Origin of the sequence: Mesorhizobium cantuariense (genome assembly GCF_042647205.1) — a bacterium.
In the GTDB taxonomy this organism is placed as follows: domain Bacteria; phylum Pseudomonadota; class Alphaproteobacteria; order Rhizobiales; family Rhizobiaceae; genus Mesorhizobium; species Mesorhizobium cantuariense.
In genome coordinates this window covers 6,166,006-6,178,693 of record NZ_JBHRVD010000001.1, presented here as the reverse complement: position 1 = coordinate 6,178,693, position 12,688 = coordinate 6,166,006, and the positions used below count along the sequence as shown (strand labels likewise).

The window sequence follows — 12,688 nt, the reverse complement described above, 5'->3', positions numbered from 1 at the left end:
TCCGCAATCGGTGAAGGCGTGGGCTGTGACTGTTGACTGGTCGGCGGGACAGCACCCCCCTCTGTCCTGCCGGACATCTCCCCCGCAAGGGGGGAGATTGGCAACGTCGCCGCTGGCGTGCCCTCGAAGGCAACAAAAAAGGCCCGCGAACCTTGCGGCTCGCGGGCCTTTTCTTGTTCAGATTTCTACTGCGTTCAGCTCTTCAGCTTGGCGTTGCACAGGCTGTAGAAGCCGCCGCCCTTCTGGATCCACTTCAAGCCGCCAAGCGCATTGGCGTCCTTAAGGGCATAGTACTGGTCGAGGCAAGTATGCATGCGGCCTTTTCCGGGGGTCTCGCTGGCATATTTCGGCGAGATCGCGGACGGGAAGGTGATGCCCTTGGGCGCAGCCGTCGTCGGCTTTGCCGGCTCCTTGGTGTAGCTCGCCTCGTCGGCGGCCGGCACGGTGTCGTCATCCGATGCGCCGGCGCCGCATTCGGTCTTGCGGAAGTCGTTCCACTTCATGCCTTTCAGCGTGTTGGCCGTCTTGGCAGCCTGGTACTTGGTGCTGCATTCGGCCATGGACAGACCCTTGCCGCCATCGTCGGCGGGAGCCGCAGCGGCCTTGGTGGTTGCCGGCTTGGCGGTGGCGGCGGCGGATGCGCCGGCGGCGCATTCGGACTTGCGGAAGTCGTTCCACTTCATGCTGTTCAGCGTACCGGCAGCCTTCGCCGCCTGGTACTTGGTGCTGCATTCCTTCGCCGTCAGGCCCTTGGCCGTGCTGTCGTCCGCCGCAGCGGCTGCCTTGGCCGGCTTCGTCTCGGCAGCCTTCTTGGTGTCGGTTGCTTTCTTGGTGTCGGCTGGCTTGGTGTCGGTCGTCGCCGCGGCATCGGTGCCGCACTGGGCCTTGCGGAACTGGTTCCAGGTCGCCCCGGCGAGTGTCCCCGCATCCTTGGCGGCGTTGTACTTCGTGCTGCACTCGGCCATCGTCAGTGCGTTGGCTGGCGCGGCCAGGAACAAGGTCGCGACGGCGAGGCCGGTCAAAGTGGCAAGTCGGTGGATGAGCATAGCGTTTCTCCGTTGCAGCAGCCCATGATACGTCCCTGCGAATCAATAACGCTCAACGGTCGGTTGCGCCAGATGCTAAGTGGCGTATATAGCGCCGAAAACTGGGCTTCTCCCGATAAGGTGATGAAATCGTTGCGCGTTGCCAGCTTCAGAGCAAGATTTTCCAGGTGCTTCTGCGCTGAAAGGCTCGCATGACTGGTATATTGCAATATGGCAGTCTCGGCATGTTAGGTTGCAGCCAGGTTGTGTGCACTGCACAACAATGATTTTCTAAGGATTGGTAACATATAATCACACAATGTGATCATAGCGCCCTGGCCAATTGTGGCATGACGTGCCGGGGAAGAAACGTCGAGGAAACGGGCTAGCATGGCAGGGAATTATTTCGGCACGGACGGCATTCGCGGGCGCGCCAACAAGTTTCCGATGACCGCGGAAATCGCGATGCGGGTCGGCATGGCCGCCGGCCTCTCCTTCCAGCGCGGCAGCCATCGCCACCGCGTCGTGCTCGGCAAGGACACCAGGCTTTCCGGCTATATGATCGAGAATGCCATGGTCGCCGGTCTCTGTGCCGCCGGCATGGACGTGTTCCTTCTCGGCCCGATCCCGACGCCGGCGGTCGCTATGCTGGTGCGTTCGCTGCGTGCCGATATCGGCGTCATGATCTCGGCTTCGCACAATCCCTATTACGACAACGGCATCAAGCTGTTCGGACCCGACGGCTACAAGCTCTCCGACGAGATCGAGGAGCGCATCGAGAGCATGCTCGACAAGGATATCGAACTGGCGCTCGCCGATTCCGACGGGCTTGGCCGCGCCAAGCGCGTCGACGGCGTGCATGACCGCTACATCGAATTCGCCAAGCGCACCTTGCCGCGCTCGATGTCACTCTCGGGCTTGAGAATCGTCGTCGATTGCGCCAATGGCGCCGCCTACAAGGTGGCGCCCGAGGCGCTGTGGGAACTGGGCGCCGAAGTCGTCGCCATCAATGTCGAGCCCAACGGCTTCAACATCAACAAGGAATGCGGCTCGACGCATCCCGCCGGCCTGCAGAAGAAAGTGCACGAAGTGCGCGCCGACATCGGTATCGCGCTCGATGGTGATGCCGACCGTGTCGTCATTGTCGATGAGAACGGCGCGATCGTCGATGGCGACCAGATCATGGCGCTGATCGCCGAATCCTGGCACCAGAGCGGGCGGCTTGCCGGCGGCGGCGTCGTTTCGACGGTCATGTCCAATCTCGGCCTCGAGCGCTTCCTCGGCGACATGAAGCTGCAATTGCACCGCACCAAGGTCGGCGACCGTTATGTCGTCGAACATATGCGCGCGCATGGGCTGAATGTCGGTGGCGAACAATCCGGCCATATCGTGCTGTCGGATTTCTCGACCACCGGCGACGGCCTCGTTTCGGCGCTGCAAGTGCTGGCCTGCATCAAGCGGCAGGGCCGGCCGGTCAGCGAATTGTCGAAGAAATTCGAACCGGTGCCGCAGCTTCTCAAGAACGTCCATATTTCGGGCGGCAAGCCGCTCGAGGAAGCGCCCGTCAAGGCAGCCATCGAAGACGCCCGCCACCGCCTCGGCAAGGCCGGACGGCTGGTTATCCGGCCATCCGGCACAGAGCCGCTGATCCGCGTCATGGCCGAGGGCGACGACCCGCAGCTGGTCGAGTCCGTCGTCAACGGCATCGTTGAAGTCATTTCGGAAACGCGCAGCGCCGCCTGATCCCGCGCCCGGCAGGGCATCGCTCCGCACACCTTCGCCAGCTCAAAGCCCGCCTTTCCGGCGGGCTTTTTCGTTGGCCCGGCGGTCGATTCCGATCTCCGGGAATCGCGCCCGATTCCTCGAAGTTTCGAGATTCGTGGTTAAGCAACAGGGTTAAACGCCTTTTAACCTTTGCAATTCATTATCCACGACTGAAAGCCAATCGCATTTCGGGCGGATTTGCCGTTCCGAGCTTCTCAGGGGTGACAAGCATGTTCAAGACAGCAAGAAAGGTTCTGCTCGCCTTCCTGTTCGCAGGCCTGGCAGGACCGGTGTTCGCAGCCGACCTGTCGGAACCGATGGTCGAAGAGGCTCCGCCTCAGGCCGTCTACGAGCAGCCGGTCGAAGTCGGCGGCTGGTACATCCGCGGCGACATCGACTATCACAAGTCGACTGTGCGTGGCATCGACTATATGACCTACACCGTCGATCCCTGTAACTGTACGGTCACGCCCGGCACCAGAAGTTTCGATTTCGGCAAGCTCAAGGGCGGGTTCTCGCTCGGCGCCGGCGTCGGCTACAAAATCAACGACCACTTCCGTACCGATCTGACCGCCGACTACTGGTTCAAGTCGAACTTCAACGGCGGCACCTCGGATCTGCTCACGACTTCGACCGAAGTGTCGAAGATGAGCGCCTTACTGCTGCTGGCCAATGCCTATGTCGATCTCGGCAGCTATCATGGCATCACGCCTTACGTCGGTGCCGGCATCGGCGGTGCTCGCGTCAAGTGGGATACTGTCTACGACCCGAACACCACCGAGACCAATCCGGGAACGTCCAACTGGCGTTTCGCCTACGCGGTCATGGCCGGTGCATCCTACTGCCTGACCGACAAGGTGATCCTCGATGCAGGCTACCGGTTCTCCCATATCCAGGGCGGCCGCATGTTCGAGTGGGATGCAAGCAGCGCCGGGCCGGGCTTCGACCGTGGCATCAACACACATGAAGTGCGCGGTGGCCTGCGCTATCAGTTCGGTGGCAACAATGGTTGCGCCGCTCCGGTGGTGGCCTATCAGCCCGAACCCGAGCCGGTCTACACCAAGTAACACTTCAACGCTCGAAAGTTCGCGAACCGCCCGGTGCCAAGCCGGGCGGTTTTCGTTTGGGCCGTCTGGAATGAAAACTCTGCCGGAAATGAATTCGCTAACGCTCTGTTAGCCTTAACCGGCACTTAACCACTATGGTTAACAATACTCCTTGAAACGATGGCTGCCGTTGCGATTGCAGGCGGCGCCAAATTCGGGAGTCGGGGACCATGAAACTCACATTGCGTATGGCGCTTGTCGCACTCGCCCTCGCACCGCTGACGCCCGTGCACGCGGCCGATTACGATCCCCCGATCTATGTCGACCAGGCGCCCGACTATGTCCCGGTCGAGGTCGGTTCCGGCTGGTATCTGCGCGGCGATGTTTCCTATCTGCCGCAAAAGAGCTTCGATAATGAGGATTTTGCCTCCGCGACGGCGAGCTTCAGCAACAAGGAAGATCCGATCTTTGCCAGCATCGGCTTCGGCTACCATTTCAACGACTATCTGCGCGCCGACCTCAATCTCGGCTATCTGCCCGGCAACAAGATCGGCGTCGGCTATGACGATTCAGCGACTGCGGCAGAGCCGACCGTGGCATCGGCGTCCCTGCGGAACTACGCCTTCTCGGGCATGCTCAATGGCTATGTCGATCTTGGCACCTATGTCGGGATCACGCCCTATCTCGGCGCCGGTATCGGTGTCGTCCGCAGCAAGCGCAGCCTGTCGGCAAGCTATCTCACCGACAATGGCGATGACACGGACGATTTCGTGGTGAGCGACAGCAAGATCCAGTACTCCCTGGCCTATACGCTGAATGCGGGCCTTGCCTATCAGCTGTCGAAGAATGTCTCCGTCGATCTGGGCTATCAGTATTTTTCTGCCCCCAATGCCGAGTACGTGACGGCCGAGAGCCTGGATTCCTATCCGATCCGCAAGGGGATCAGCAATCATCAGGTCAAGGTCGGGCTGCGCTACGACCTCTGGTAGGCGCCGCGAGCACGAGGATCAGGACGGCGGATCTTCGGGTCCGCCGTTTGTGTTTGAGGTCACGACGTCCCGATCACAGATCGCCGGTATCCCGACAGCGACAAAAACTTTCCTCTTGACGCCCGAAGCCTGAACGCATATCGCCGTCCGTGGGCCACCCCTCCCCAACGAGGGGCCACTATCTGGAAGGATAGACCACGATGACGACGCATACGAAGCCCGGACTCCGTCCGGCAAACCCCAATTTTTCCTCAGGTCCCTGCGCAAAACGCCCTGGCTGGTCGGTCGAGGCACTAAGAAATGCTGCGCTCGGCCGTTCCCACCGCGCCAAGATCGGCAAGACCAAGCTCGAACAGGCGATCGAGCTGACGCGGGAAATTCTCCAGGTCCCGGCGGGTTACCGCATTGGCATCGTGCCGGCGTCGGACACTGGCGCTGTCGAGATGGCGCTGTGGTCGCTGCTCGGCGAGCGCGGCGTCGACATGGTCGCCTGGGAGAGCTTTGGCTCCGGCTGGGTCACCGACGTGGTCAAGCAATTGAAGCTTGCCGACGTGCGCAAGATCGAAGCCGGCTACGGCGAACTGCCCGACCTCACAAAGATCGATTTCGACCGCGATGTGGTCTTCACCTGGAACGGCACCACGTCCGGCGTGCGCGTGCCGAACGGCGATTTCATTCCCGCGGACCGCAAGGGCCTGACCATCTGCGACGCGACTTCGGCCGCCTTCGCACAGAGACTCGATTTCGAGAAACTCGATGTCGTCACCTTCTCCTGGCAGAAGGTGCTGGGCGGCGAGGGCGCACACGGCATGCTCATTCTCAGCCCACGCGCCGTCGAGCGGCTGGAGACCTACAAGCCTTCATGGCCGCTGCCGAAAATCTTCCGCCTGACATCGGGCGGCAAGCTGATCGAAGGCATCTTCAAGGGCGAGACCATCAACACCCCCTCGATGCTGTGCGTCGAGGACTATCTCGACGCGCTCAACTGGGCGAAGTCGACCGGTGGCCTCGATGCGCTGATCGCCCGGGCGGATGCCAATGCGGCCGTCCTCGATGGCTTTGTCGGCAAGTCCTCATGGCTCGGCCATCTCGCCGCCGTGCCGGCGACGCGGTCGAACACATCCGTGTGCCTGTCCTTCACCGACCCGGATGTGTCCGCGCTCGACGCCGACGGGCAGGCGGCTTTCGCCAAGGGGCTGGTGTCGGTGCTCGACAAGGAAGGTGTCGCCTACGATATCGGCGCCTATCGCGACGCACCGCCCGGCCTGCGTATCTGGTGTGGCGCGACGGTCGAGACGTCGGATATCGAAGCGCTGCTGCCTTGGCTCGACTGGGCCTTCGCCGCACAGAAGGCGTCGCTCAAAGCAGCGGCCTGATCCCTCCCCCTTGAGGGGAGGGTGGCCCAAAGGGCCGGTGGGGTCCTCTCCACCCGCTCAACGATCCACCGTCCAGAAGATTTGGCCGCGTCCGGCCGCACCGACCCCACCCCGGCGCTTCGCGCCGACCCTCTCCTCAAGGGGAGGAATGCCAATCGCAAAGGATCAAACCCATGCCTCGCGTTCTCGTCTCAGACAAACTCTCAACCACCGCCGTGCAGATATTCAAGGATCGCGGCGTCGAGGTCGACTATCTTCCCGATCTCGGCAAGGACAAGGAAAAGCTGCTCGAAGTGATCAGCCAGTATGATGGCCTCGCCATCCGCTCGGCGACCAAGGTCACCGAAAAGCTGATCAACGCCGCCACCAATCTCAGGGTTATCGGCCGCGCCGGCATCGGCGTCGACAACGTCGATATCCCGGCGGCGAGCCGCAAGGGCATCATCGTGATGAACACGCCCTTCGGCAATTCGATCACGACAGCCGAACACGCGGTCGCGATGATCTTCGCGCTGGCGCGCCAGATTCCGGAAGCCAACGCCTCGACCCATGCCGGCAAATGGGAAAAGAACCGCTTCATGGGCGTCGAGATCACCGGCAAGACGCTGGGTGTCATCGGCTGCGGCAATATCGGCTCGATCGTCGCGACGCGCGGCGTTGGGCTGAAGATGCATGTCGTCGCCTTCGATCCGTTCCTGTCGGACAGCCGTGCCGAGGAACTCGGCGTCGACAAGGTCGAGTTGGACGAACTGTTCGCCCGTGCCGACTTCATCACGCTGCACACGCCGCTGACCGACAAGACGCGCAACATCATCGATGCGGCGGCAATCGCCAAGATGAAGAACGGCGTGCGCATCATCAACTGCGCGCGTGGCGGGCTGATCGTCGAGGCCGACCTGGTCGCGGCGCTGAAGAGCGGCAAGGTGGCCGGCGTCGGCGTCGACGTGTTCGAGGTCGAACCGGCCGAACAGAACACATTGTTCGGCATGGAGAACGTGGTGGCGACGCCGCATCTCGGCGCCTCGACGGCGGAAGCGCAAGAGAATGTCGCGCTGCAGGTCGCCGAACAGATGGCCGATTACCTGATCAAGGGCGCCGTCTCCAACGCCATCAACATGCCGTCGATCACCGCCGAGGAAGCGCCGCGCCTGAAGCCGTTCGTCAAGCTCGCCGAAGTGCTCGGCGCCTTTGTCGGCCAGGTCACCGAAGACCCGATCAAGGAGGTCGAGATTCTGTTCGACGGCTCGACCGCGACGATGAACACGCGCGCGCTGATCAGCGCTACCCTTGCCGGACTGATCCGGCCGCAGGTCGCCGACGTCAACATGGTGTCGGCGCCGATCATGGTGAAGGAGCGCGGCATCATCGTCGCCGAGGTCAAGCGCGACAAGTCGGGCGTGTTCGACGGCTACATCAAGCTGACGGTCACGACCGAGCACAAGACGCGCTCGATCGCCGGCACCTGCTTCTCCGACGGCAAGCCGCGCTTCATCCAGATCAAGGGCATCAATCTCGATGCCGAGGTCGGCCAGCACATGCTCTACACCACCAATGCCGATGCGCCGGGCATCATCGGCCTGCTGGGCACCGTATGCGGCGAGAACGGCGTCAACATCGCCAACTTCCAGCTTGGCCGCAACCGGCCGGGCGGCGATGCCATCGCGCTGCTCTATCTCGATGCGCCGTTCCCGGAGAATGTGCTGGAGCAGATCAAGGCGCACAAGTCGATCGACTCGGCCAAACGGCTGCAGTTCGACATCAACGCGATGTGATCCCTGCCTCTGGCAAGGATTTGAAAGGCGCGGAACTGTCCGCGCCTTTCGTTTTTGATGCCTTGATGTATTATCTGGCTGCGGAGACACGAAGATGAAACTGGTTGTTGATGTCCGTTGGGACAACGAGGCGTCGGTCTGGTACGCGATTTCGCGAGGCAAGACCGGACTGGCGACCGAAAGCGAATCTCTCGACGATTTGCGTCAGCGGATATTGGCGGTGCTACCGGATTTGCTCGACTTAGAGGATGCCGAGGAACTCGACGTTGAACTTGTGGTTCACGACATTTCAACCGCGTCTAACCCACTCGCAGCGGATAATCTCCACAATAAGTCTACACCTCCGAAATCCGCTTAGAATGCGCTCAAGATTCTTTGAGGTCAGTGGGCGAGAATGCAGAATTTTGCCAAGCCACTAAAGAAATTACTCACAGAGGCAGGTTGGAGATTGTTGCGGCAAGGCAAGGGCGACCATGAGGTTTGGTACAATCCCGAGACCCAACAACGCGTTACATTGGTTACGTTTTTGAAGTCCCGACATCTCGCCAACGACATTTTGAAGGACGCTGGCCTGCTAAAAGCCTTTTGACTATTTTGCTGCCTTGCGCCCGCTGTATTCGGCGAGCCCGATACCGCCCAGCACGAGCACCAAAGCCATTGCCTGATAGAGCTGGAACGTCTCGCCGACGATCAGCACCGAAAGCAGCGTGCCGAAGATCGGCACCAGATTGATGAACAGGCCGGCGCGGTTGGCGCCGATCAACTCATTGCCCCTGATATAAAAGATCTGCGAGATGACCGATGCGCCAATCGCGGTATAGACGATAACTGTCCAGCCACGTGCGTCGGGCACGATGACCTTGCCGGCGGCGATCTCCCACAGGAAGAAGGGCAACGAGGTGATGAGTGCGGCAACCGACAGGGCCAGCATTAGGCTTTGCCAATGCATCACTGGCTTCAGCCGCAGTCCGACCGAATAGCCGCTGTAGAGAAACACGGCGACCAGCATGATGGCGTCGCCGAAATTGAGCTCCAGCGTCAACAACCGGCGCGGATCACCATGGCAGGCAGTCAGGATCACGCCGGCGATGGTCAGCACGACGCCGACAATCTGCGCCCAGTTCACGCGCAGGCGGAAGAAGACGAAATTGGCGACGATGATCAGGATCGGCATCGCCGCCTGTTCGATCGAGACGTTGATCGCAGTCGTATAGTTGAGCGCCGTATAGAAGATGGTGTTGAACAGGGTGAAGCCGCTGGCGCCGAGGGCAGCCAGCACGAGCCAATGCTTGCGCACCACGGGCCAGTCCTTCTGGATCGTCTTCCAGCCGATCGGCAGCATGATCGCCACGGCCAGCACCCAGCGCAGGAAGACGAGCGTCATCGGCGAGACGTGATCGACCGCCAGCTTGCCGGCCACCGAGTTGCCACCCCACAGCAAGGTGGTGAGCAGCAGGAATATGTAGGCGCTTCGATGCATCGCGGGATTCCGGCCGCCGGAGCTGCGGTGTTTGTCGGCCTATTGCCCCCGTGCGCCCAAGTAAATGATGTCAAAGCCGAAAATTGTTGTGCCTCAAGGCAATTTCGGCGGCAAAGAAAGGTCGCGCTCGCGAGGTCTTGACGTTATAGAGGCCTGTCGTTTCGAACCATATTCAAGCCGCTTGGCGGCGTCTCAAGGGAAAAGAAACATGGCCAATGTGGTGGTCGTCGGCTCGCAGTGGGGCGACGAAGGCAAGGGCAAGATCGTCGACTGGCTGTCGGAGCGCGCCGATGTCGTGGTGCGTTTCCAGGGCGGCCACAATGCCGGCCACACGCTGGTCGTCGACGGCAAGGTCTACAAATTGTCGTTGCTTCCGTCGGGCGTCGTGCGCCAGGGCAAGCTGTCCATCATCGGCAATGGCGTCGTTTTCGACCCGCACGCTTTCGTCGCCGAAGTGGCCAAGCTCAAGGCGCAAGGCGTCGAGGTGACGCCGGATCGCCTGAAAATAGCCGAAAACACAGCGCTTATCCTGTCCGTGCATCGGGAACTGGACGGATTCCGCGAGGACGCCGCCTCCAATTCCGGCACGAAGATTGGCACGACCCGTCGTGGCATCGGCCCCGCCTACGAGGACAAGGTGGGCCGGCGCGCGGTCAGGGTGATGGATTTGGCGGATTTGGAAACACTCCCCTTGAAGGTCGACAGGCTGCTGACGCACCACAACGCGCTGCGTCGCGGGCTTGGCCATGCGGAAGTCACGCATGACGCGATCATGCAGGAGCTGACTTCGGTTGCGCACGAGATCCTGCCCTATATGGACCGGGTCTGGAAAATCCTCGACGACAAGCGCCGGGCCGGCGAGCGCATCCTGTTCGAGGGTGCGCAGGGCACGCTGCTCGATATCGACCACGGCACCTATCCGTTCGTCACCTCGTCCAACACGGTGGCTGGCCAAGCGGCAGCCGGTTCCGGCGTCGGCCCAGGTGCCATCAATTATGTGCTCGGCATCACCAAGGCCTACACGACGCGCGTCGGCGAAGGCCCGTTCCCGACCGAGCAGAAGAACGAGATCGGCGAGTTTCTCGGCACGCGCGGCCATGAATTCGGCGTCGTCACCGGCCGCAAGCGCCGCTGCGGCTGGTTCGACGCGGTGCTGGTGCGCCAGGCCGTCGCCGTCAACGGCATCAAAGGCATCGCGCTGACCAAGCTCGACGTGCTCGACGGGCTGGACGAGATCAAGGTCTGCACGGGCTATCGTCTTGACGGCGAGATGATCGACTATCTGCCGGCCAGCCAGGGCGCACAGGCACGTGTCGAACCGGTCTACGAGACGCTGGAGGGCTGGAAGGGCACGACCGCCGGCGCGCGCAGCTGGAACGATCTGCCGGCCCAGGCGGTCAAATATGTCCGCTACATCGAGGAGCTGATCGGCGCCCCGGTCGCGCTCCTTTCCACCAGCCCGGAACGCGACGACACGATACTTGTGACCGATCCGTTTCAAGATTAGTTTCTGAAGCCTTTCCGGGCATCGTGGCTGATTTGCGGGGGCCGGCGCGGGAACAAAATACAGGTCGACTGAAGCATGGCAGATTTCGTTGCTGTTCTGAAAAAGGCGCTCGACAAGTACGGCGAGCCGACGCCGGACACGCGCACGCGGACATACGATGGCGCTCGCTCCGCACTCGAAAGGAAACTTGCGGAATTCTCGCCGCCGCTGTCTGCCGAGGTCATAGCCAAGCAGAAACGCTCGCTGGAAGACGCCATCACGAGCGTCGAGCGCGACTATGCCAAGAGCGTGCCGGAGACCGACCCGCTCGCGGAACTGGAACACATCTTTTCCTCGATCGATCGCAACAAGAATCAGCCGAGCCATACACGGCAACCGGCGAAGGCGGAATCGGCCTGGCCGGCGCCGCCCGCCAAGCCTGAACCTTATCAACCCGCGCCGCCACCTGCCGCCAAGGTCGAGCCAAGCTGGAAGCCCGCAGCCGCACCTTCCCAGCCAGCTCGCGCCGACACGCCTCTTCCAGGCATGGATGCCGACGAGGCCGACGACGGGGTCGATGTCTTTTCCAGCAACGAAGAGCCGGTGTCGGACACCTTCCAGCGCCTGCGTCCCGCCGAGCGCAAGCGCAGCTATGGTGGGCTGATCGCTGCCGTCGTCGCGCTGTTGGTCGTTGCCGGCGGCGGCTACGGCATCTGGCTGAACAAGGACGCCTTCGGCAAGATGCTGGGGCTTGGCGGCAACCAGGTCGCCAAGACCGAACCGGTGAAACCAGCGCCCGCCAAGCCCGCAACCGATGCCGCGGCAACGCCGCCGGCGCCCGCGGCCGGCGGCACGGAAACCGAAGGCACGAAATTCACCCAGCGGCTGACGCCGCAGGGCAGCGAGGTCGATCCCGGCCCGGCTGGCGGACAAAGCGGCATTGGCGAAGGCGAATCGGTTGCGGCGCTGACCACGCCGCCCTCGGCGACGAACGCGCCGGCGATTTCCGCACCGGCCGCCGGCACGCCTGCCGCGGCTACGCCCCCGGCGACAGGTGCCGCCCCCGCAACACCGCCTGCCAATGGAGCTGCCCCGGCAGCGCCGGCAGATGCCGCCGCCACCCCGCCAGCACCGGCGGGTGCTGCGCCGCCAGCACCGGCAGCCGCGCCAGCGGAAACCGCGCTGCCGGTCGGCCAGAAGGCGATCTTCTATGAAGAGCGCACCAGCACCGCCCAGGGTTCGGCGGAGCCCGGCAACATCGTCTGGTCGCTGGTGCAGGAATCGCCCGGTGGCGACCTGCCGCCGGAACCGGCGATCCGTGCCGAAGCAACCATTCCCGGCAAGGACATCCAGTTGCGCATGACCATCCGCCGTAATACCGACCAGACCTTGCCGGCCAGCCATATCATCGAGATGATCTTCCTGACGCCCGACGGCTTCGAAGGCGGCGGCGTCGACAACATCCTGCGCGTCGCCATGAAGGGTTCGGAACAGGATGCCGGCAGCCCGCTGATCGGCATTCCGGCCAAGATCGCCGACGGGTTCTTCCTCGTCGCGCTCAACGACACCAAGGCCGACGAAGACGCCAACATGACCTTGCTTCGTGGTCAGGACTGGATCGACGTGCCTGTGGTCTACAAGACCGGACGGCGGGCATTGCTGACCATGGAAAAGGGCATTCCCGGCGAGAAGGTGTTCGACGAAGCGATCAAGGCCTGGCAGGCGAAGACGGCGGGCTGAGAAGGGCCCG

General features: G+C 62.3%; 11 protein-coding genes. 9 read left to right on the top strand and 2 right to left on the bottom strand.

Annotated elements, in window-relative coordinates:
* Window positions 1-194: 194 nt before the first annotated feature.
* Window positions 195-1,046: a hypothetical protein gene (locus tag ACFOJ9_RS30175; protein ID WP_378984468.1), complete on the bottom strand. Its 852-nt coding sequence runs from the start codon at window positions 1,044-1,046 to the stop codon at window positions 195-197.
* Between the two features lie 369 nt (window positions 1,047-1,415).
* On the opposite strand from ACFOJ9_RS30175, the gene glmM reads away from it, so the two are divergent.
* The 7 genes from glmM (at window position 1,416) to ACFOJ9_RS30140 (ending at window position 8,561) form a co-directional block, all read left to right on the top strand.
* Entirely contained in the window at window positions 1,416-2,768 is a 1,353-nt protein-coding gene (glmM, locus tag ACFOJ9_RS30170; RefSeq protein ID WP_136618410.1) for a phosphoglucosamine mutase, read from the top strand.
* 251 nt (window positions 2,769-3,019) lie between these two features.
* Window positions 3,020-3,856, top strand: coding sequence for an outer membrane protein (locus ACFOJ9_RS30165; protein WP_378984465.1), 837 nt, complete (start codon window positions 3,020-3,022; stop codon window positions 3,854-3,856).
* A 209-nt stretch (window positions 3,857-4,065) separates the two neighbouring features.
* Window positions 4,066-4,824 (top strand): outer membrane protein, encoded by a 759-nt coding sequence (locus ACFOJ9_RS30160; RefSeq protein ID WP_378984462.1) that lies wholly within the window; start codon window positions 4,066-4,068, stop codon window positions 4,822-4,824.
* A 200-nt stretch (window positions 4,825-5,024) separates the two neighbouring features.
* Window positions 5,025-6,200, top strand: coding sequence for a phosphoserine transaminase (locus ACFOJ9_RS30155; RefSeq protein WP_378984460.1), 1,176 nt, complete (start codon window positions 5,025-5,027; stop codon window positions 6,198-6,200).
* A 173-nt stretch (window positions 6,201-6,373) separates the two neighbouring features.
* Window positions 6,374-7,972: a phosphoglycerate dehydrogenase gene (gene serA / locus ACFOJ9_RS30150; RefSeq protein WP_378984457.1), complete on the top strand. Its 1,599-nt coding sequence runs from the start codon at window positions 6,374-6,376 to the stop codon at window positions 7,970-7,972.
* A gap of 94 nt (window positions 7,973-8,066) precedes the next feature.
* Window positions 8,067-8,330 (top strand): DUF1902 domain-containing protein, encoded by a 264-nt coding sequence (locus tag ACFOJ9_RS30145; RefSeq protein WP_378984454.1) that lies wholly within the window; start codon window positions 8,067-8,069, stop codon window positions 8,328-8,330.
* Between the two features lie 36 nt (window positions 8,331-8,366).
* On the top strand, window positions 8,367-8,561 hold the full coding sequence (locus ACFOJ9_RS30140) for a type II toxin-antitoxin system HicA family toxin (RefSeq protein ID WP_378984452.1): 195 nt from the start codon (window positions 8,367-8,369) through the stop codon (window positions 8,559-8,561).
* On the opposite strand, the gene ACFOJ9_RS30135 is transcribed toward ACFOJ9_RS30140, so the two are convergent.
* Window positions 8,562-9,452, bottom strand: a complete 891-nt coding sequence (locus ACFOJ9_RS30135) for a DMT family transporter (RefSeq protein WP_378984449.1) — start codon at window positions 9,450-9,452, stop codon at window positions 8,562-8,564.
* 208 nt (window positions 9,453-9,660) lie between these two features.
* Between ACFOJ9_RS30135 and ACFOJ9_RS30130 the strand changes: the two genes are divergently transcribed.
* Together ACFOJ9_RS30130 and ACFOJ9_RS30125 are read left to right on the top strand one after the other, a co-directional pair.
* On the top strand, window positions 9,661-10,959 hold the full coding sequence (locus tag ACFOJ9_RS30130; RefSeq protein ID WP_378984446.1) for an adenylosuccinate synthase: 1,299 nt from the start codon (window positions 9,661-9,663) through the stop codon (window positions 10,957-10,959).
* 75 nt (window positions 10,960-11,034) lie between these two features.
* The gene (locus tag ACFOJ9_RS30125) at window positions 11,035-12,678 is read left to right on the top strand and encodes a hypothetical protein (protein WP_378984443.1); all 1,644 of its coding nucleotides are present in this window, start codon (window positions 11,035-11,037) and stop codon (window positions 12,676-12,678) included.
* Window positions 12,679-12,688 lie beyond the last annotated feature (10 nt).